Origin of the sequence: Marivirga sp. (genome assembly GCF_051117495.1) — a bacterium.
Classification (GTDB): domain Bacteria; phylum Bacteroidota; class Bacteroidia; order Cytophagales; family Cyclobacteriaceae; genus Marivirga.
Map to the genome: position 1 here is coordinate 14586 of NZ_JBNPEF010000029.1, position 19802 is coordinate 34387.

The window sequence follows — 19802 nt, forward strand, 5'->3', positions numbered from 1 at the left end:
AATAAAAAAAATGATAAATGAAATGATAATTCAGGAGAGACCGGTATAACCCGATTAAATTCTGTAAATATTAAAGTAAAAAATATTAGGCAAAAACCTAATCCTAGAAAAAATCGATTGCGATTTTTAGATAGCCATAATCTAAATGACAACTCTTCTACAAATGGGTGGATAATAACGGTTGACAGTAAAACAAAATAATAAAAATAAAGTTGAATCAGCATTTTTTAAACTCTCGCCTGCTGGATGATCATACTTTTTATATAATCCATATTTAGCAGCTATCATTTTAAAAATAGTGAAAATAGCTAATACCAATAATCCAAGTCCATATATTCTTAGAGATAATTTGATTTTATTATCTTCTTGATTAATTGGTTGTAGTTTAATTATTTGTTTAAGTAATTTCAAAGGTGCTTAATACTACATATAGAGAATTTTACTATTGAAAAAACTATACGAATAATACATAATTTACTGTCATCAATATTAGATTATTCAATGCATGAATTAGAAAACCAAACCAGAAACCTAAATAATATCTTGCATAGCACAAGACATAGCCAGTTATAAAATAAGGCAATAAAGTCACCCCATAACCTACCACATTTAATTGGCTACCTATAATATTCAAGTGTACTATTGCAAACAAAGTTGAGGAAATAAAAACTAGATTTTTAATATTTAAATTTCCTTTGAAAAAAGAAAAAATGTAACTTAAAATAGGGAAGGATAAAATGCCTATTAAAATAAACAGTAAATCAAAGGATATTTCATTAGCAATAGGGATTAACTTGTGAATTTTTGTTACTATTAAAACTAAAAAGCTTAAAAGAAAAGACAAGCCCAATATTATACTTTTTAACTTTTTACAAACCCACAACCTAAAGGCTAATTCTTCAATAAAAGGACCGACTATGGAGACTAAAAAAAATATTATAATCACTTCAAAATTTCCTTGAGCATCAAATAGGGAAGTTTTCGCTGGGTGATCGTAAGAATTTAAATATCCTATATTTTCCATTATCACAGAAATAATAGAAAACACTATTTTTGCAAGAAAAATTATTCCTAATAAACGAAATGTTAATAAAAACTTTTTTGTATTTTCTTTTGGAAAAGAAAATTGAATAATGTTGATCATCTTCATGGTTTAGTTACGGCCTAGGAGATTTTCCTAGGCCAAAATAAATCTTCACAAGAGTAGTTCCATTGCACGATCAACAGCGTTTAAGGCACTACCTACTACTCTTCCGAACGTAAATCCAACTCTTGCTCCCCAAGAGTAAGCTTCACTTTGTGTCTCGCCTCCGTTTATCAGAAGCATTTCATTTTTATTAAGATTTTCCATAATTAAAAAATATTTACTTTTTTTTTAGAATAATTAAATAATATAATCAACACAAGTTTGACACAAATCAACATAAAAGTCCAATTACAATTTAAAAGTAAATTTTATTTTATATCAAAGAACCTGTAAACAAACTTTATATCAAATGTCAAGAACAAATCATTGTTGCTCTAAGCACAAACAAAAAGTATTGTACTACAATGCAAGTTCATTTGAACTGACATATGGTAACATTCACAGATAAATGTTACTGCCAAGGACTTCCATCTCTTGCATAATCTACACCGCGTCCAACATGATCTATAAAACCTTCCGCAAAATCAGCCGCTGCTCTTGCTGCACTTCCAATATCACTCCCAAATTCATACCAACTGTAGCCACCTGAACATTCTTGAATTTGGTCAAAATTTAATTCCTGTAATTCTCTCATAATAAATCCTTTATAATTATTATATTAAAATTTAACTAATTAGTCTTCTTCTCCTTTCCATCCTGACATAAATCCATCTGCAAAGTCAGATGCTGCATCAGCTATTTCATCTCTATAATAATATGCTGCAACACCTGCCACTATTGTAAAGACTATTCCACCATTTAATTCCTTTTTCTCATCAGTTGACACCTCTGAAAAACCTAAATTTTCAAAATTTTCCATTTTACTATTAATTAATTGTTAACCTACCCTGTACCGTTTTCGGCATCCCGGGCTTGGTAACTATTAGTGCACTTTTTATTACCTCACGATGCTAAAGTAGGCTAGGTCAGTCTCATTTTTTGAGACTGGTATAAAAAATTTTAGAAAATTTATTACTCTGCCAATTAAGTGCTTTTCCACCGCTTATTTTCTGAGCTTCATATTGATTTAATGGTTCAACTTTAAAACTGAACTGGATATTAATATCATGTTCATAACAAAAACTTTTATTGCTTACATCATAATAGATGGGGGCTCCATAATCTTTCAAAAAGTCTATATACCTGTAAAGTGATGCTTTGGACATCTCTAAACTTTCTGCAAATTCTTCTGGTCCGCCTGTAGCCTTTAATCTGATTTTCTGGTCAATTGCTTCCAGCTTTTGTAAATAATATTCAAGCTTCATTATACTAAGGTTTAATGGTTAATTAATTTATTATTTCAGTAATACTTCTTTGGGCAATTGGTTCTGCCATAACTTATAATAATGACCTTTGCTTTTCATTAATTCAGGATAGCTTCCTTCTTCAATTAATTTTCCGTTTTCAAGCAACAGTATATGATCAGCATGAGAAGCCGAAGCCAAACGGTGTGTAATCATAATGATGGTTTTTCCTTCATTTTTTAAATCTCTTATGGTATTCAGCACATAATCCTCGGAAGTAGTATCTAAGGCGGAAGTGGCTTCATCCATAATAATCAAATCAGGATCTCGGTACAATGCCCTGGCAATTGCAATTCTTTGCTTTTGCCCGCCAGATAAGCTTGCTCCATTTTCCCCCAAATAGGTTTGGAAGTTATTAGGCAGGTTTTCAATAAATTTCATCATATCCAATTGCTGGCAGATTCTAATAATTTTTTGAAAATCAGGATTAAAATCACCCACCGCAATATTATCTATAACGTTTCCCGCAAATAAATCTACCTTTTGCGGGACAATCCCTACCAAATGATTCAGGCTGTCTTTTGTAATATAATTGATATCATAATTATTGAATAGTACTTTCCCTTCTTGAATCGGATACAATCTTTGCAAAATTGCCATAATGGTGGTCTTACCTGATCCACTTTCACCTAACACTGCGGTTATTTGACCTTTTTTAATTGTTAAATCCAAATTTTCAAATACTTGAGCCCGACTTCCATATCGAAATGATACATTTTTAAAATAGATATCTCCTGGTAATTTATTATCCTCAAGATTTATTCGACCCTCGTCTTTATCGGCTTCCAAATCCATTATCTCAAATAACCTATCTGAAGCAATCATCGCATTTTGAATGTTTTTATTGGCTCCAATTAAACTATTGGCAGGCCCTGTAAAGTATCCGATCAATGCATAAAAGGATAAAAGCTCGCCAGGTGTAATTTCAGTTTGCAATACATAGCCCGCACCCAACCATAATAAAATAATGGTAAATAATCTAGATACAAATTCCGTGGAGCTAGTGGAAACAATAGCATTGCGACCTGAGCTATAGATGCTATTGAGCATATTCACAAATCGTGTTTCAGTTTTCACATTGGCAATATCTTCCATACCAAAACTTTTTACCGTCCTCATGGAAGTAATGGATTCCACTAGCTGCGATTCCAATTCCGCTGCATTTTCCATGATTTTTCTCTCTGTCTTTTTATTAAATCTATTGGTAATGGTATAAATAATGGAATATAGTGGGATCACGATCAAAACGATCAAAGCAAGTTTCCAATAATAGGTAAACATCAAACCAAAAGAAAAAATGATGACCAAAACGTTTACCATCATATTTATTCCTACCTCATTAATGAAAGACCGGATTTTAACGGCATCACTGATTCGGGATATGATTTCCCCCACCCTCATTGTATCAAAATATCGCTGAGGCAACTGCATCAAATGTTTATAATATCCGAGAATAAGTCTCGCATCTATTTGTTGCCCGGTTCTCAACATAAAAATGGATTTAAGGACATTGATCAAAATTTGAATAACCAATAATCCAATCATAACAGTACTCAATAAATTTAACAGGTTATTGTTCCCATTAACAATCACTTGATCGACAATCTTCTGTACATAAATTGAGGTACTTAAGCCTAAAATAGTATAGATGACTGCACCCACTAAAATCTGTAGCAATAAGGCCTTATGGGGATTTAACAAAAACCACAAACGAGAAGTAATAGAAACCTTATCGTCTTTGGCTTTAAAGGATTCATTGGGCGAAAGTAAAATCAATACCCCCGACCAAATCTCTTTAAATTCCGCAGTGGTATATTTTTCCAATTTACCTCGTGCCGGATCCATCACCGTTATATGTTCGGATGTAGCCTTATAAATCACCACATAATGATGCAGGCGTTGCTTAATAATGACATGAGCTATTGCTGGAGTAGGGATTTTAGGCAAGCTGTCAATTGGACCCTTCACTCCCTTGGCCGAAAAGCCCATTTTATCGGCTGCCTCTATCATACCTAGTACATTGGTGCCTTTTTGATCTGTTGAGGCAATTTGGCGAATCTTGGAAACCGGTAATTTCAACTTGTAACTTGCCGCTATTGAAGCTAAACATGCCGCTCCACAATCGGTGATATCCCTTTGCTTAATCAGTACATTCTTGTTCATAAGGCTGTCTTTTTATTGGCATTTGGAGCTAGCCAGTCTTCCACTTTATCAAATATTAAGTCAAACAGACTTCTTTCTGCTATAAGGAAATTAGCTTGAAAACTCATCCCTTTTCTCAATTCACCCTTATAGCCATTTTCCAATTGTAAATACTGTTGGTTGGGTTTACATCTTACTGTAAAAACGGGTTCTTGATTATTAAGAAGGCTAACGTCATTAAAGATTTCCACAACTTCCGCTTCCAACATGCCCCATTGCTGATAATTAAAGGCATCTACTCTGATTTTTACTTTTTGATTTTTCTCGATCAATCCGATATCTGTTGGTTTAATATAACAATCCAACAATAGCTCCTCGTTTGGTGATATCACACAGAGTTGTTGGTTTGGGTAGATAAAACTATTTTCAGATACACCTTCCAAATTTTGAATATAACCTGCAGTCGGAGCTACTATAGTATATTGTTCTAAATCCGTATTGATTTGATTGAGCCTGTTTTCCAATTCCGATAAATCCAATAATGCTCTTTGCAAATCAGAATTCCATTGTGCCTTAAATTTTTCTATTTCTAAACTCCTTTTATTGAGCAGTACATCCATTGCCAATTTCACTTCCTCAAGTTTAGCTTTAAATGAGGCATTTCCTTCAAATAATGCCTTTTCTCTTTGGTAAGCATTTCGTTTAATTTTGATTTGTTCATCTAAATCGCTAATAGATTTCTTGAGGTAATTATAAGATTGGATATACTTTAAGGACTTTAATTCTAATTTCTCTTTAATATTTGTTGATACCAATGAATTTAAATCAGTAATCTCATCTTGTTTAATATCAATTCTATTTTGAATATCTGTTTTTTGATTGTTTATATAAGTCTGATCCAAAACAAATAAGGTGTCCCCAGATTCAACGAACTGATTGATTTTGATATTTTTTTCAACAATCCTTCCGGTAGTGCCTGAAACAATCTTGCTTTGTAATTTTTTGGATTGAACAACACCTGTTGCATTAAGATTAACATCTACCTCAATAAAGGGTAAAAGAGCGCATGCAGTAATGAGAATAAATAGTATGATTTGGTAAATGATAAGGCTTCGTGTGGAATGCTTATTGAGCAAAGCTTCCACACTAAAGCCAATTACTTCCTTTGGGAAGATAGACTTAGAACTATTGGGCATAATTTTAAGGTTGATAATTGGTTCAATGGCAAAATTAATGTCAGTATTAATTTTGGTCAACCCTATTTTAGGGGTTTTTTAAACTTAAAAAGGGGTGTTTTTAATACCCATTTGGGGGTATAAATTTACCAAAAAGGGGGTTGGAGATTTTTATTGAATTTGTAAAATACAATTAAACAAGTTAAAGCAAATATTTCAACTCAGCTTTATTATTCTCCACTACCAAATTAACCTCAGCCCCATGAACCAAAGCCATATTATCCTTTGCATGCCCAAAAGGAAAGTCAAACCCAATAGGAAAACCATATTCTTCACAATGAGCTAATATAATTTCTTCAACCGATTGCCCATAAATAGATTTATCTTCAGTAAGATTAGAAAACTGACCTACTACCAATCCCGCTAAGTCTTTTAATTTACCTGCCCTTTTTAATTGCAATAGCATTCGGTCAATGTGATACAGTGGCTCGGCTACTTCTTCAATGAAAAGAATTTTACCAGTATAGTCTAATTCCGTTTGTGTCCCAATTTGATGAACCAATAAGGATAAGTTCCCTCCTAATAGTTGACCTTTTGCAGTACCTAATTTATTGAAAGAACTTTTAGCTTTTAATCCACTAAAATTACCAGATAAAGATTCAATTATTTTACTCTGATAATCTCCTGAAAGTTTTGGTAGGCCTTGAAGAACACTGGTGTGTAAGGAACAAAACCCATTTAGGTAAGCAGCATGTAAAAATGCTGTGATATCACTAAAGCCAATGATCCATTTAGGATTTTGTTTAAATTGAGTCCAATCCAATTCATCAAGGATATGCGTGATTCCAAAGCCACCTCTGGTACAATAAATAGCATTGGCTTCTTTATGGTCTAAAGCAAATTGTAAATCAGAAAGCCTTTGCTCATGAGTGGCACCAAATTTAAAATGTGTATTAAATGTATTCGGAGCTACTTCCACCATAAAGCCTGCATTTTCCAATAATTCAATTCCTTTTTGTACCAAATCCTTATCAACCGCTCCTGATGGACTTATCACAAGAATTAAATCGCCTTTTTTAAGAAATGGTGGTAAATTGCTCATGTTCAATTTTTGGTTTGGGCAAAAAAAAAGCCCTGAATTTCTTCAGGGCTAATATCATTATATTTCAAATGAAATTGAAATAGTATTTTTGATTAATTATCAGTTGCAGAAGCATCTGGAGCTTCAACACCCAATTTATTTAACACCAATTTAGAGATATCACCTGCTTCATCATCGGCAATATATAATAATGCCTCAGCTCTCAATATGTGGGTGTATCCATTTTCCTCAGCTACTTTATCAATAGCATTTTGAATTTTTTCATATAAAGGCTGATATAATTCTTGTTGTTTTCTAGCAATAGATTGCTCAGCATCTTGTTGAAATTTTTGTAAGGATTGTTGTAATCCTTGTAATTCTTGTTCCTTTTCAGCTCTAACTTGCTCAGTCATCGTAGGAGCATTTTGTTGATACTCTGCAACTTGTTGCTGAAAATCTTGATACTTTTGCTGAATAGAATTTGAAAATTGCTTTTCATATGCTTCTACTTGAGATTGTACCTCTTTAGATTCTGGCATTAAGCTCAAAACATAATCAGCATTCGTAAATCCTATTTTGGTCTCTTGGGCGCTTGCTGTATAAAATAAGCCCAAAGCTAAAATTAATATTAATCCCTTTTTCATCTGTCTATTTTTACTTTATTAATTCTTATTTAAATCGTTTTCGTCTATTAATCCTAATTCTTCTAGAACCAAATCCGTATAATCATGGACAGGATCTGTGTAAATCATGATAAGCTCACCTCCTTTATCAAATACTATTTGCAATCTTTCTTTTTTGGCCACAATTTCTACTGCCTCAAATACTTTATCCTGAACTGGTTTAATTAATTCCTTTTTCTTTAAAAAAAGTAAGCCATTAAAACCGAATACTTTATTTTGATACTCTTCAACTTCCTTCTCTTTCTCCTCAATATCAGCCAATCGTTCTTCTTTTAATTCTTTGGTTAGTAAAACCTCCTCAGCCTTTAATTCCGCATAACGAGATTCTATCTCTTTACGCATCTGTTTAATTTCATTTTGCCATGCGGAAGTAAGTGCGTCAATTTCTTGCTTTGCTTCATTGTACTCTGGCATCTTGCTCAAAATAAATTTAGAGTCCACGTAGCCAAATTTCTGAGCGCTCGCCATTTGCGAAGCTAGGCTTAAAATTACAATTGTTATTAGGACTTTAACAAATCTCATACCAATTTATCTTTGTTGATTACCAATTGTAAAGTGTATTTGTCCTCCGCTTGGTCTATTTGTGCCTGGCGCATTGTCAAATCCATAGCCCCAATCGATACCAATGGTACCAAAAGCTGGCATGAAAATTCTCGCCCCTACACCGGCAGAACGTTTTAGATCATAAGGATTGTATTGACTGAAATCGGTCCAAGTATTTCCTGCTTCACCAAAACCTAACACAAAGATTGTAGCAGAGGGATTAAGGGAAATAGGATATCTTAACTCCATCACAAATTTGTTGTAGATAGTTCCACCACTAATTTGTCGGTTATTGACCGTTCCATTTTCAAAACTTCTGACAAACTCAGTAGGCCTTAGTGAATTATCCTCATAACCTCTAAGGGCTATGATATCACTTCCTAAAATAAATCCTTGACCGGCTAAGCCAGAACCACCCAGAATAAACCTTTCAAATGGCCCTACGCCTACTTTATCTCCATAACTGGATATAATACCAAAGTTTGCTCTAGTATTAACAACCAAGTCTCCCACAATTTGATTAAAGAAGGAAGCATCAAACATCCATTTATTAAACTCCAAGAAATTAATGCTCTCTTCAAATGTAAGCTCGTCATAATTTTTGTTGTTCAACAAACTATAAGGAGGAGTAAGTGATACTGCCAAACTCACATTAGAACCTTTTCTAGGGTAAATTGGATTATCTACACTATTTCTAGCAATAGTCGTTTTTAAGCTTATATTATTGGCCTCGCAAGTGGTACAACCTAGCTGAAATCCTAATCTTCTTGAATTATTCAACGTATATCTTGAGTATTCCAATGAATTCGCTAAGGTGAAATAGTTATCAGGCCACTTCAATCTTCTTGATAAACTTGCAAAGCCTCTAAAAATCCGAAATGAACCAGAGATTCCAGACCTAGGGTCACGGAAATTAACAAAATCTCCTTGATATGAATAACTACCTCCAATTGTTAATGCATTTGGTTTTTTACCCCCTAACCAAGGCTCAGTGAAGGAGAAATTATAACTTTGATATTGTCTGCCGTTTGCTTGAAATTGAAGTGATAAAACCTGTCCATCTCCAACTGGAAGCGGATCCCAATTTCCAAAATCCAAGAAATTACTAAGAGAGAAATTATTAAAAGTAACCCCTAAACTGCCTACAAAGCCTATAAAACCACCCCAGCCACCAGATAGCTGGATTTGGTCATTTGATACTTCTTCCAAATCCCAATTGATATCAACAGTACCGTCATTTGGATTAGGCACCGGAGTAGGATTTACAGTTTCCGGATTGAAGTATCCCAATTGTGACAATTCTCTTTGGGTTCTAATTAACTTTTCTCTACTGAATTTCTCACCAGGAATTGTTCTAAGCTCTCTTAAAACAACATGATCATTAGTCCTTGTATTTCCATTGATGGTTACTTTATTGATGGTAGCCTGGGCTCCTTCATAAACTCTTAATTCCAAATCAATGGAGTCTTGTTCGACATTTACCTCTACTGGGGTTACATTAAAGAACAAATATCCATTATCCATATAAATAGAACTGATATCATTTCCGGTCGGGTCATAATTCAATTTTCTATTGATTTTCTCAAGGTTATAAATATCCCCTTTATTGATATTTAGAACAGCGCTCAGAACCTTATCGCTGTATTTAAAATTACCTGTCCAATTAATATCCCTGAAATAGTATTTTTGACCTTCATCAACACCTATCTCTATGGCAATATTTTTTCCATCTTTGAAAATGCTATCATAGGTAATTTCTGCATCTCTGTATCCCTTGCTGTTATAAAAATCAATTAATGTATTTTTATCCTCTTCATAATCCGCCTTTACAAGTTTAGATGATTTGAAGAAATTCACATTTACATGTTCTCCAAAATAATCCAATGCTCTGCTTAAGCCAACGGAATCTTGCTGAGTTAAAAATCTAAACCAATGTTTTGGTTTAGAATGCAATGCCCTACTTACGATATCTTCAAATAAAGTAAAACGCAATTTCTCATTAGTATTTTTGAGGCGTCCTTTCAATCTTCTATCTCCAAAAGCCTCGTTTCCAACAAAATATATGTCTTTAACTTTTACCTTATTCTTCTTATCAATATTAAAGATCAATTCAACACCATTTCCAACCAAATTATCTGGTTTTTGCGTAGAACTCACTTCAACATTCAAATAACCCTTCCCTTTGAAATACTTAACAATATTGAGTTCGGCATTTTTAACAGAAGCATCTGTTAAAATCCTTCCTTTGACCAAGCTCAATTCATCAGAGACTTCAGTAACCTTTGATTTCTTTATGCCTTCGAATGAGAATCTAGTCAAACGAGGAAGTTCCTTCAAATCGAGGATTAATTTTATTTTTCCTTCATCAACCACTTCATATCGCACAGTGATATCAGCAAAAAGTCCTTGCCTCCACATTTTTTTGATGGCAAAAGAGATATCGTCACCCGGAATATCAATTCGATCCCCCTTTGAAATTCCGGTTATGGCAATAACAGCACCCTCATCCAAATATTCCAGGCCGGTGGCTACTACCTCCACCACCTCATATTTACGTGGTTTGCTGTAATCCATTGCTGGGTTAACTTGCGCTAATAATGTGCTTGCGCTTATAAGAATACCAATTATTAATAGTAATTGTCGTTTCATTCACTTAATACTTTTCCAAATCTTCTCTCTCGAGATTGGTAATTTAATAATGCTTCGTGCAAATGTTCTTTCCTAAAATCAGGCCAAAGAACTTCCGTAATGTATATTTCTGAGTAGGCCAATTGCCAAAGCATAAAATTACTTATTCTAAACTCTCCACTCGTTCTAATTAATAATTCGGGATCAGGGATACCCGCTGTGGACAAATAATTCTCAAATTTTGAATCTGTCAAATCCTCATTTTTTAAATCTCCCTGTTCACAATCTGCAATTGCCTTTTTACAGGCTTGCGTAATATCCCATTTTCCGCTGTAATTCAATGCTAAAATTAAGTTTAGCCCTTTATTGTGAGCTGTTTCTTGTTTTGCAGTTTGCAATTCTTTGTAGCACTTACCCGGCAGTTTTTCTATATCACCTATGGAAGTTAATCTAACATCATTTTCCATCAGCGTTTTCATCTCCGACTTGATGGTAGATACCAACAATTGCATTAAAGCATCAACTTCCATTTTGGGCCTACCCCAATTTTCGGTTGAAAAGGCATATAGACTTAAATGAGAAATCCCTAATTCAGCACAACCCTCAACTGTATCACGCACAGACTTTATGGCATTTTTATGTCCAAAAACCCTGGCCGCTCCTTGCTTTTTAGCCCATCTCCCATTGCCGTCCATTATAACGGCTACATGTTTTGGTAAATTGTTTTTATCCAAATTTTTTTCCATCTGCAATTAACTGCTCGAAATAATGGCGCAAGGTACAAAAATCATTGTTATTAATAAACTTGTGAGGTATTTCTACTTTTTATTTTTGTAAAGGCACCGGGCAATCAACAGCCCAGAAAGTATAACTAATAGAAAGGCCTGTAAAATAGTACCAATCATTATCATTCCAATCCCCAAATTGAAAATCAGAATTTCTTTTATCAGTTACTACCTGCTCAGATATATTGTCCAAATAATCGTAGAATAATTTTCTGGCTGAAAATTCGAAATTCAAAGTCCATAATGGGCCTAAACTGTATTTGACACCACCACCAAAAGGAATCATTAATTGAATATCGCTATAATCCGAGTTTTTTTCTACTCTATTTATGAGAAAAAAACCGGCTCCAGCCGTTAGGTATGGTGTAAATTTTACTAATGCCCTGTTATTTCTGAAATCAAGAAATTCATAAGTAGCTTGACCTGAAATTTCAGTGATAAAATCTTGGAATGAGGCATTACGAATTTCCGCTTGTGGATCTATAGGGTTTTGATCACTACCTTTGATCCTTCCTGCTGCAAAATTTAACTTGCCAGCCCAGCCATCTTGAAAATTCCTTACATAATACAAATTCACGCCTATGCTTTGATTTTGGACAGAATAAGTTCTAATCAGATCTCCGGTATAATTAAAGCTAGCAAGTCCACCTCCAAATTCTTTGGACTGTGTCATTGCTTCATTTGCCATTAAACAAATAATGACTAAAATGCTACAGCAGGATTTTGCTTTTTTAAAAGAAGGCTTTAACATAAATTATCTAAACTTTGCTCCTCTAACGAGCCCACCGCCTAAAATGTATGTGATAGATATATTTGTGGAAATATAAATGTCATTATCATTTTGATTTCCTCTGTTATTTCTTCGGAGATCATCATTCCCAATACCACCGGCTTTTCCGTAACCTGCCGCTCTTCTCCAAGTAAAATCGGGGTTTAATGCAGTGTTATAAGTGTTTATTCTTTGAGTATAAAGAACTGGTAAAATATTTTCATTAAAAGTGGTGGCATCAAACTGATTAGACATGTCCGACATAGCCATTGCTAAAGCAACATTTGGATCATTAGGATCTCCAAACGCAGATAAATCAATGTACTCTCCACTTACATCGTCTAAATAGTCCGTAAAAGTATGGCGATAACCAATTTCTAAGGATAGATCTAAATTATTCGTCAATTTGTATCTTGCTCCTATTCCTACTGGAATTACGATTTGCAACCTACTATAGGGAGTCGGAAGCTCTTTTCCGTATAAATCTTGATATTGGCTTCTTGTTTCAGCATCTAAAAACTGTCCTTCAGTTCCTAAATCACGTAAACTTACCCATTGTCCGGCTTGCTCTAGAGGAAAATACCGAGGTGTTTGACCTCCTGTGAAATCCTCTGGGTTTGGTGCAAGAAAAGCATCAGTTGTCATATAATCAGGAACAAGTCCTTTAGGATTATGATAAATAATACCTGCACCAAAAAATGCATAAATATTTAACGGGGGTCTTGAAGAGAACCTACCACCATGTTTGAATAAATCAATTTGAGCAGAGGCCGATAATTCAAAAATATCATTTCTGAAACCTAAATTTCTTAAATATCTATTCGCATTTTCCGTAGTAAAATTATCAACACCAATGGTTTCAGTATCTGATGCCTGTAATCTACCCCACATGAAATTTGCTCTCCAACTATATCTATCCCCGAATTTTTGTTTTACAAATAAATTGATGCCCGGTCTAGTGAATGATATATCCGTGCTTAATGTGGTAGGCCTTGGGGCAATATCACCAAAATAATTTAAGGCATTAATACCACCACCAATAGAGTAATATGAAATTTCCGGATTGAAAAGCCTTTTAGAACCTGAAAACGAACCTATTTTCCTACTACTTTTTCTTCTTTTATTTTTTCCCCCAAAAATTTGGGCATCAACACTTTCCGGCAAAATAATGGCCGCAGACATGATGATAGAAAATACCAATAATAATCTTTTCATATTTATTCGGTTCTGTACTTAAAGAGCAAAAATAAGACAAATAATTTAAAATAGTGGTAATCAATTTCTTAAATCTAATCCCCAATTTAACTTTTGCCTCAGAGTATCAAAATAATTCATTTGGTCAAACGTAATCAATTTAGCTTTAAAATCTCCTTTTCTGACTGACATTTTGATTGAAGAATCGACAGAATGGGATTTTGAATCGAGGGATACAAGAAATTTGTTGCTACGTCCTTCAATTTTAAATGAAATCACACTTTGATCTGACACAATTAAAGGCCTGACATTCAAGTTGTGAGCACTAACGGGGGTAATCACAAAATTATTGGAATGAGGTAAAATAATTGGCCCTCCACAACTCAGGGAATAGCCAGTAGATCCGGTTGGTGTAGCCACAATTAATCCATCTGCCCAATAGGAATTCAGGTATTCACCGTCAACATAGGTATGGACAGTGATCATGGAGGAGGAGTCTGTTTTTAAAATAGCAAATTCATTTAATGCAAAAGGTATATTGCCGAAAACCTTAGAATCAGTTTCCAATTGTATCAATGCCCTGCTATCAATCTTATAATTTTTATTTAATAAATCAGAAAGGGCTTTTTCAATTTTATTTTTAGGTGTTGTTGCCAAAAAACCCAATCTTCCCGTATTTATTCCCAAAATGGGAGTTTCAATTGGGCCAACATAACTTACCGCTTCCAATAATGTGCCATCCCCTCCCAAACTAATGAGGTAATCCACATTATCAGATTCAAATAATTTCTTAAAGATCCTAAAATTAGAATACTCAGGAAATGCTTTCTTAAATTTATCAGCAAACAATTGAGAAACTATTAGCTCTACATTGGAGGAGCTTAAGAAATCCACCACTTTTTTGATGTATGGTTTTACCTCCTCATTAAATACCTTTCCATGAATTGCAATCTTAACTGAATCAGGCATCTAAATATCGCATTAACAAATCTAACCTCTCTTTTTCATTAGATATTGATTTTACTTCTTGATATTTGGCGACCACTTTATAGCCAAATCGCTCCAAAGTAGCTATAATATGCGTTAAATCAATTTTATTAATTTTTAATGTCAGCCTATATTTTGTGGGTTCATTTTTGTCAATATTTAAGCTTGACCCCATTATTTGTGCTTCATTTGATTCGATAATCCTGCTGATTTCACCCATTGAATAATCAGATTGATTCATGGAAAGCACTATCACTCCCCCTTCACTTTGAATAGATGCTGACTGAGAAAAAATCGACAAAGCATCCGATAAAACCACTACACCTAGGTATTCATTATTTTCATTCAGTATTGCCACACATTCAAAATCAAAATCAGTAGCCTTTTTTACTGCCTCAAATGTATGGTTGTAATCATAAACAAAGCAATTCTCTCCCCCTAAAGTGAAATCACCTGCAACTGCTCCTGCTTCATTATGATCTATAATCATTTCCTCAGTTAAAAATCCAAGAAAAGTTTTATCCTTTATCACAGGTAACGCATGAAGCCTTAGTTCTTCCATCCAAATTAAGGCTTTGGTAGCATCATCAGTCACCTTGAGAGGTGGGATCATATCGTTTATCAAATCTATCGTCATACTGTTGCTTCAATTTCAGTATTTTTTAACCATTCATCCAAATAATTGTTAAAAATTTCTGGGTGTTCCATCATTGGGGCATGACAACACTTATCTATAAATTTTAAAGTCGTATTGGGTATTAATTTATCAAATTCATGTGCTACCATTGGCGGAGTAATGGTATCGTTCAATCCCCAGACCAATAAAGTCGGTGCTGTTATTTTCTTGATATCCTCTCGCATATTATGCCTTTGTGCTGATTTGGCAATCGCTACAATTCTCATACATTTTGGGATGCTTTTAGTGGTTTCAAAAACCTCATCCACCAATTCTTTTGTGGCAGTTTTTGGATCATAAAATGTATAAGCCACTCTTTCTTGAATATAATCGTAACTTCCTCTTTTTGGAAAAGAGCCCCCCATTGTGTTTTCAAAAAGACCGGAACTTCCGGTTAAAACCAATCTTTTAATTTGATCGGGATGTCGGAGTGTATAAATTAGTGCAACATGACCTCCCAGAGAATTACCAATTAGGGTCATTTGATCCAAGCTCTGTTGCTCAACAAAACCTTCTACGAAATCGGTTAATGCTCCCAATCCAGCTTGTTTAATGGGCATTTCATAAATGGGCAATAAAGGGATTAATACTCTATAATCTTGTGAAAATTTATTAACAACACCTTCCCAATTACTCAATGCACCAAATAATCCATGTAAAAGAACCAATGGTTCCCCAGACCCTTCATCTATATAACTATATTCTCCTTTTTTATGTATTTTCATATTTTATCTTAATTCACTTTAAATTCTAAAAAGCCGGAATCCGACATTAAAAATTTAAAGATTAAACTTATTTTCAATGTAACGAATAAAAAAATATTATGGTTAAATATATCAATTTCCTTTAAACTACGGTAATTTATTCAAAATAGCTTCCTTATTTTTCCTTAATAACCCAGTCCAGTTCTTTAAAATTTTCAAACCAAACTGCGTAAGTGCTGCCTCAGGATGATATTGAATTCCATAAATCGGTAAATATTTATGCCTGAAAATCATATTCTCATTTTCTGAAGTATTCGCCAGGGGGATAAGCATATTCTGTTCAATATTCTTGACTACTAATGAATGGTATCTCACCACATCAAAAAGATTAGGCATTCCTACAAATATCTCATCATTTTCCACTAAATGAATTTTGGAAATTTTACCGTGTATGGGCATTATCCCTTTTATTACTTCAGCTCCGAAGTAACTAGCTATTGCCTGATGCCCTAGACAAATCCCTAAAATTGGCATTTCACTTTCAAAAAGGCGGATATACTCCATTAAATAACCGGCTTCTTTTGGTTTCCCAGGTCCAGGGGATAAAACCAATGCCTCATATTTATATAAATCAATATTTTGAGGCGGGATATCATTTCTAATAATCTCGCATTCCTTTCCCAATTGATTGAAATAATCCACCAAGTTAAAGGTAAAGGAATCAAAATTATCTAGAATCAATATCATATTGTGTCATTTAGAAATTGTGATTTTAATTGATCGAAAACATCCTGAATAAAAGGCATGTATGTTGCAATTAAATCCACCATAAAGGGCGCAATAGAAGCAACTATAGGATATATATAAGTCCCTTCCGCCATTTCAGCTGAAATACTAATATTGATGGATTCGCCTAACCATAGGACCAAACTAACGCCAAAAGCCCACTTTAAAAGACCTATTACCGCACCTGCAAAATTATCTAGCCCGCCCAACAGGGTCATATCCAAAATTTTTTTGACAATCTTCCCTACCAAATTCACAATTAATAAAATGGCTATAAACAATAACACAAAAGATATAATGGGCAGGGCTTGTTCCCAATTTTCAAAATAGGGTTGCAACAAGTCCATTCCGAAATCCATTAGTTTAAAGGCACCTACAATAGCTAAAACTAAAGCTACTAAAGAAACTATTTCCAAAAGCAAGCCTTTTTTAAACCCCAAATAGGCACCAAAAAACAATGGTATCAATAAAATGATATCAAGGGTCTTCAAGAAGTCAAAATTTGTTTTACTAATTGAGAAATCATTTTTCCATCCGCCTTTCCAGCCAATTCCTTGGTAGCAACCCCCATTACTTTACCCATATCTTGTGGGCCGGAAGCACCTACCTTTTGAATTATCTCCTTCAGTTTTTCAGACAATTCTTCTTCAGACATTTGTTTGGGTAAATATCTTTCTATTATCTCCAATTCCAGTAATTCTGCATTGGCCAATTCATCCCTACCATTTGATTTATAAGTTTCTGCCGATTCCTTCCTCTGCTTGGCAGCTTTCATTAATAATTTCATTTCGGCATCTTGTGAAAGGTTCTCTTCAGCGCCCTTTTCAGATTCTGCCAATAAAATCATAGACTTAATGGAACGCAATGCTTGAAGCTCTTCTTTATTCTTAGCTTTCATTGCATTTTTAATATCCGTATCAATTTGTTGTTTTAAGCTCATAGTAAATTTTTAAAATCATTATCTTGCCGACAAAGTTATCATATAAAAACAAAATTATGACAAGCTTAAGCGTCAATATCAATAAGATTGCCACTTTGCGTAATGCAAGAGGCGGTGAAAACCCTAATGTAGTCAATGTTGCCAAAGATTGCGAACGTTTTGGCGCACAAGGAATTACTATTCACCCCCGACCGGATGAACGACATATCACTAAAAAAGATGTCTATGATTTAGCTCCAATTGTGACTACTGAATTCAACATTGAAGGCTATCCTGATGAGCGATTTTTAGAATTGATTGAAGAAAATAAACCTGCTCAGGCTACTTTAGTACCTGATCCTCCTGGTGTTTTAACTTCAAATGCGGGTTGGGACACCATCAAACATCATGACTTTTTAAAAGATGTAATTGCTCAATTGAAAAGTATGGGCGTTAGAACTTCTATTTTTATTGGAACAGAGCCAAAACTGATTGAATATGCGGCTAGAATTGGAACCGATAGGATTGAACTTTATACAGAACCTTATGCAGCAAATTACGCTAAGGATAGAGAAAAAGCTGTAGATCCTTTTGTTAAGGCTGCTGATATCGCCCAAAAAGTGGGGTTAGGAATAAATGCAGGTCATGATTTAAGTTTAGAAAACCTGAAATTCCTGAAAGAAAGCATCCCTTTTATGGATGAGGTGAGTATTGGCCATGCCTTAATTTGTGATGCCCTTTATTATGGATTGGAAAATACTATTCAGCTATACCTTCGAGAACTCAGAGAAGAAGGAAGTAAGAAGTAGGGAGCTTGAAGTAGGAAGTTGGGTGAAGGATGATGGGTGAAGAAAATTCTTTGCCTGAGTCAGTGACGAAGTTCAGACCGGAAAGCCCCCTAACCCGTAAGCTAGCGGGGAAATCGGAATTGGTCAATTGAGTAAAAATTAAATTTGTCTAGGTTCTAGTATCTAGATTCTAAAAATCTTAAAATATGAAATTAAATTATAAAGAATTAGGTGATGGCGGACAGCCGCTTGTTATTTTACATGGATTATTTGGTTCATCTGACAATTGGATGACTATTGGCAGAAAATTATCAGAGAAATTCCATGTTTATTTGGTAGATCAAAGAAACCATGGTGATTCACCTCATGATGAAGTCCACAATTATGAAGCAATGGCTTCTGATTTAAAGGAATTTATTGATTCAAATAATATTGAAAACCCACATATAATAGGGCACTCAATGGGCGGCAAAACTGCCATGTATTTTGCTGTTCAGCATCCAGATCTATTTAATAAATTAGTAGTGGTTGATATTGCTCCTAAAGCCTACCCCGTTCATCATGATTCAATTTTAGAAGGACTTTGCAGTTTAAAGCTTGAAGAGTTAAAATCAAGAGGTGATGCTGATAAACAATTAGCAGAATATGTTCCAGAAAAAGGTGTCAGACAGTTTTTATTGAAAAATCTGACCAGAAATGAAAACAAAGAATTCGAATGGAAGATCAATCTGCCTATTTTAGAAAAGAATATTGAGGTAGTTGGCAAAGGCTTAGAAAAAAGATTGACTACCGAAAAAGATACATTATTTATTGGCGGAAAAAATTCAAATTATATAAAATCTGAAGATCATATTGCCATCAATAATTTCTTCCCCAATGCCAAAATAGAAATGGTGGAAGGAGCCGGTCACTGGATTCATGCTGAAAAACCAGAAGAATTTTTAACTTTGATTGAAGATTTTTTAAGATAAAGAGCTCATAAATATAAGGTCATGAAGAATATTATCATTTTTTTACTAATGGCGGTAATTCCATTTCTAGGATTCGCTCAAAATCCTAGCTATAATAAGTCATTAGCCGACTCTTTGGGAGCAGATGATTATGGAATGAAATCATATACTTTAGTTATGCTTAAAACAGGTGGTGGAAATGTAGAAGACAAAGCTAAAGTTGACAGTTTGTTTAGAGGACATTTGGATAACATTGGCAGATTAGCGGAAGCGGGAAAAATAATTGTAGCAGGCCCTTTAGGTAAAAATGATAATCAATATAGAGGCATTTTTATTTTTGATGAGCAAGACAAAGCTAAGGTAGCAGAACTTTTGCAAACTGATCCTGCTATAAAAGCAGACTTACTAGCCTATGACATATACAATTGGTATGGATCGGCCGCACTTCCAGTATATTTGGATACCCACTCTAAAATAGAAAAACTCAGACCATAGTCCATTA

24 protein-coding genes are annotated in these 19802 nt (G+C 34.3%); 3 read left to right on the plus strand and 21 right to left on the minus strand.

The window, feature by feature from the left end; translation table 11 throughout:
- Nucleotides 1–141 precede the first annotated feature (141 nt).
- From ACFE0M_RS15750 to ACFE0M_RS15850, 21 genes are all read right to left on the minus strand, one after another.
- Entirely contained in the window at nucleotides 142–411 is a 270-nt protein-coding gene (locus tag ACFE0M_RS15750) for a hypothetical protein (protein ID WP_434546742.1), read from the minus strand.
- A gap of 43 nt (nucleotides 412–454) precedes the next feature.
- Nucleotides 455–1144, minus strand: a complete 690-nt coding sequence (locus ACFE0M_RS15755; protein WP_434546743.1) for a CPBP family glutamic-type intramembrane protease — start codon at nucleotides 1142–1144, stop codon at nucleotides 455–457.
- A gap of 51 nt (nucleotides 1145–1195) precedes the next feature.
- Nucleotides 1196–1351 carry a hypothetical protein gene (locus ACFE0M_RS15760; protein ID WP_434546744.1) on the minus strand — a complete coding sequence of 52 codons (156 nt, stop codon included), beginning with the start codon at nucleotides 1349–1351 and terminating at the stop codon, nucleotides 1196–1198.
- Nucleotides 1352–1598: 247 nt separating this feature from the next.
- A complete protein-coding gene (locus ACFE0M_RS15765) occupies nucleotides 1599–1781 on the minus strand; it encodes a hypothetical protein (RefSeq protein WP_434546745.1) in 183 nt (60 codons plus the stop codon).
- 39 nt (nucleotides 1782–1820) lie between these two features.
- Entirely contained in the window at nucleotides 1821–2006 is a 186-nt protein-coding gene (locus ACFE0M_RS15770) for a hypothetical protein (protein ID WP_434546746.1), read from the minus strand.
- A gap of 112 nt (nucleotides 2007–2118) precedes the next feature.
- Nucleotides 2119–2451, minus strand: coding sequence for a hypothetical protein (locus tag ACFE0M_RS15775; RefSeq protein WP_434546747.1), 333 nt, complete (start codon nucleotides 2449–2451; stop codon nucleotides 2119–2121).
- 30 nt (nucleotides 2452–2481) lie between these two features.
- Entirely contained in the window at nucleotides 2482–4653 is a 2172-nt protein-coding gene (locus ACFE0M_RS15780; protein ID WP_434546748.1) for a peptidase domain-containing ABC transporter, read from the minus strand.
- Nucleotides 4650–5888 carry an HlyD family secretion protein gene (locus tag ACFE0M_RS15785; protein ID WP_434546749.1) on the minus strand — a complete coding sequence of 413 codons (1239 nt, stop codon included), beginning with the start codon at nucleotides 5886–5888 and terminating at the stop codon, nucleotides 4650–4652. The genes ACFE0M_RS15780 and ACFE0M_RS15785 overlap by 4 nt, the downstream gene beginning before the upstream one ends.
- Nucleotides 5889–6009: 121 nt before the next feature.
- Nucleotides 6010–6909 carry a S66 peptidase family protein gene (locus ACFE0M_RS15790; protein ID WP_434546750.1) on the minus strand — a complete coding sequence of 300 codons (900 nt, stop codon included), beginning with the start codon at nucleotides 6907–6909 and terminating at the stop codon, nucleotides 6010–6012.
- A gap of 92 nt (nucleotides 6910–7001) precedes the next feature.
- Nucleotides 7002–7532, minus strand: coding sequence for an OmpH family outer membrane protein (locus ACFE0M_RS15795; protein WP_434546751.1), 531 nt, complete (start codon nucleotides 7530–7532; stop codon nucleotides 7002–7004).
- 18 nt (nucleotides 7533–7550) lie between these two features.
- Entirely contained in the window at nucleotides 7551–7985 is a 435-nt protein-coding gene (locus ACFE0M_RS15800) for an OmpH family outer membrane protein (protein ID WP_434546752.1), read from the minus strand.
- A 114-nt stretch (nucleotides 7986–8099) separates the two neighbouring features.
- Nucleotides 8100–10763: a BamA/OMP85 family outer membrane protein gene (locus tag ACFE0M_RS15805; RefSeq protein ID WP_434546753.1), complete on the minus strand. Its 2664-nt coding sequence runs from the start codon at nucleotides 10761–10763 to the stop codon at nucleotides 8100–8102.
- On the minus strand, nucleotides 10760–11488 hold the full coding sequence (locus ACFE0M_RS15810; RefSeq protein ID WP_434546754.1) for an isoprenyl transferase: 729 nt from the start codon (nucleotides 11486–11488) through the stop codon (nucleotides 10760–10762). The genes ACFE0M_RS15805 and ACFE0M_RS15810 overlap by 4 nt, the downstream gene beginning before the upstream one ends.
- A gap of 79 nt (nucleotides 11489–11567) precedes the next feature.
- A complete protein-coding gene (locus ACFE0M_RS15815; protein ID WP_434546755.1) occupies nucleotides 11568–12278 on the minus strand; it encodes a DUF6089 family protein in 711 nt (236 codons plus the stop codon).
- Between the two features lie 3 nt (nucleotides 12279–12281).
- Complete coding sequence (locus tag ACFE0M_RS15820; protein ID WP_434546756.1) at nucleotides 12282–13511, minus strand: DUF6089 family protein; 1230 nt, start codon at nucleotides 13509–13511, stop codon at nucleotides 12282–12284.
- A gap of 60 nt (nucleotides 13512–13571) precedes the next feature.
- Complete coding sequence (locus tag ACFE0M_RS15825; RefSeq protein WP_434546757.1) at nucleotides 13572–14459, minus strand: NAD kinase; 888 nt, start codon at nucleotides 14457–14459, stop codon at nucleotides 13572–13574.
- Complete coding sequence (locus ACFE0M_RS15830) at nucleotides 14452–15090, minus strand: cbs domain containing protein (RefSeq protein ID WP_434546758.1); 639 nt, start codon at nucleotides 15088–15090, stop codon at nucleotides 14452–14454. The genes ACFE0M_RS15825 and ACFE0M_RS15830 overlap by 8 nt, the downstream gene beginning before the upstream one ends.
- 20 nt (nucleotides 15091–15110) lie before the next feature.
- Nucleotides 15111–15878, minus strand: a complete 768-nt coding sequence (locus ACFE0M_RS15835; RefSeq protein WP_434546759.1) for an alpha/beta fold hydrolase — start codon at nucleotides 15876–15878, stop codon at nucleotides 15111–15113.
- A 126-nt stretch (nucleotides 15879–16004) separates the two neighbouring features.
- Nucleotides 16005–16604, minus strand: coding sequence for an anthranilate synthase component II (locus tag ACFE0M_RS15840; RefSeq protein WP_434546760.1), 600 nt, complete (start codon nucleotides 16602–16604; stop codon nucleotides 16005–16007).
- Nucleotides 16601–17134: a CvpA family protein gene (locus ACFE0M_RS15845; RefSeq protein WP_434546761.1), complete on the minus strand. Its 534-nt coding sequence runs from the start codon at nucleotides 17132–17134 to the stop codon at nucleotides 16601–16603. Before ACFE0M_RS15845 ends, ACFE0M_RS15840 begins: the two co-directional genes overlap by 4 nt.
- Complete coding sequence (locus ACFE0M_RS15850) at nucleotides 17131–17583, minus strand: GatB/YqeY domain-containing protein (protein ID WP_434546762.1); 453 nt, start codon at nucleotides 17581–17583, stop codon at nucleotides 17131–17133. Before ACFE0M_RS15850 ends, ACFE0M_RS15845 begins: the two co-directional genes overlap by 4 nt.
- Nucleotides 17584–17639: 56 nt before the next feature.
- Here ACFE0M_RS15850 and ACFE0M_RS15855 point away from each other — a divergent pair, with 56 nt between their 5' ends.
- The 3 genes from ACFE0M_RS15855 to ACFE0M_RS15865 all read left to right on the plus strand — a co-directional run bounded on the left by ACFE0M_RS15855 (nucleotide 17640) and on the right by ACFE0M_RS15865 (nucleotide 19795).
- Entirely contained in the window at nucleotides 17640–18371 is a 732-nt protein-coding gene (locus ACFE0M_RS15855; RefSeq protein ID WP_434546763.1) for a pyridoxine 5'-phosphate synthase, read from the plus strand.
- A gap of 185 nt (nucleotides 18372–18556) precedes the next feature.
- Nucleotides 18557–19321, plus strand: a complete 765-nt coding sequence (locus tag ACFE0M_RS15860) for an alpha/beta fold hydrolase (RefSeq protein WP_434546764.1) — start codon at nucleotides 18557–18559, stop codon at nucleotides 19319–19321.
- Between the two features lie 21 nt (nucleotides 19322–19342).
- Nucleotides 19343–19795, plus strand: coding sequence for a YciI family protein (locus ACFE0M_RS15865; RefSeq protein ID WP_434546765.1), 453 nt, complete (start codon nucleotides 19343–19345; stop codon nucleotides 19793–19795).
- The last annotated feature ends 7 nt before the right edge of the window (nucleotides 19796–19802 follow it).

Coding starts and splice junctions, on each gene's coding strand:
- ACFE0M_RS15765 (WP_434546745.1), bottom strand. CDS start 1,781: ATGAGAGAATTACAGGAATTAAATTTTGACCAAATTCAAGAATGTTCA.
- ACFE0M_RS15780 (WP_434546748.1), bottom strand. CDS start 4,653: ATGAACAAGAATGTACTGATTAAGCAAAGGGATATCACCGATTGTGGA.
- ACFE0M_RS15840 (WP_434546760.1), bottom strand. CDS start 16,604: ATGATATTGATTCTAGATAATTTTGATTCCTTTACCTTTAACTTGGTG.
- ACFE0M_RS15760 (WP_434546744.1), bottom strand. CDS start 1,351: ATGGAAAATCTTAATAAAAATGAAATGCTTCTGATAAACGGAGGCGAG.
- ACFE0M_RS15865 (WP_434546765.1), top strand. CDS start 19,343: ATGAAGAATATTATCATTTTTTTACTAATGGCGGTAATTCCATTTCTA.
- ACFE0M_RS15830 (WP_434546758.1), bottom strand. CDS start 15,090: ATGATCCCACCTCTCAAGGTGACTGATGATGCTACCAAAGCCTTAATT.
- ACFE0M_RS15795 (WP_434546751.1), bottom strand. CDS start 7,532: ATGAAAAAGGGATTAATATTAATTTTAGCTTTGGGCTTATTTTATACA.
- ACFE0M_RS15805 (WP_434546753.1), bottom strand. CDS start 10,763: ATGAAACGACAATTACTATTAATAATTGGTATTCTTATAAGCGCAAGC.
- ACFE0M_RS15800 (WP_434546752.1), bottom strand. CDS start 7,985: ATGCCAGAGTACAATGAAGCAAAGCAAGAAATTGACGCACTTACTTCC.
- ACFE0M_RS15860 (WP_434546764.1), top strand. CDS start 18,557: ATGAAATTAAATTATAAAGAATTAGGTGATGGCGGACAGCCGCTTGTT.
- ACFE0M_RS15790 (WP_434546750.1), bottom strand. CDS start 6,909: ATGAGCAATTTACCACCATTTCTTAAAAAAGGCGATTTAATTCTTGTG.
- ACFE0M_RS15815 (WP_434546755.1), bottom strand. CDS start 12,278: ATGTTAAAGCCTTCTTTTAAAAAAGCAAAATCCTGCTGTAGCATTTTA.
- ACFE0M_RS15770 (WP_434546746.1), bottom strand. CDS start 2,006: ATGGAAAATTTTGAAAATTTAGGTTTTTCAGAGGTGTCAACTGATGAG.
- ACFE0M_RS15775 (WP_434546747.1), bottom strand. CDS start 2,451: ATGAAGCTTGAATATTATTTACAAAAGCTGGAAGCAATTGACCAGAAA.
- ACFE0M_RS15820 (WP_434546756.1), bottom strand. CDS start 13,511: ATGAAAAGATTATTATTGGTATTTTCTATCATCATGTCTGCGGCCATT.
- ACFE0M_RS15835 (WP_434546759.1), bottom strand. CDS start 15,878: ATGAAAATACATAAAAAAGGAGAATATAGTTATATAGATGAAGGGTCT.
- ACFE0M_RS15855 (WP_434546763.1), top strand. CDS start 17,640: ATGACAAGCTTAAGCGTCAATATCAATAAGATTGCCACTTTGCGTAAT.
- ACFE0M_RS15810 (WP_434546754.1), bottom strand. CDS start 11,488: ATGGAAAAAAATTTGGATAAAAACAATTTACCAAAACATGTAGCCGTT.
- ACFE0M_RS15755 (WP_434546743.1), bottom strand. CDS start 1,144: ATGATCAACATTATTCAATTTTCTTTTCCAAAAGAAAATACAAAAAAG.
- ACFE0M_RS15825 (WP_434546757.1), bottom strand. CDS start 14,459: ATGCCTGATTCAGTTAAGATTGCAATTCATGGAAAGGTATTTAATGAG.
- ACFE0M_RS15850 (WP_434546762.1), bottom strand. CDS start 17,583: ATGAGCTTAAAACAACAAATTGATACGGATATTAAAAATGCAATGAAA.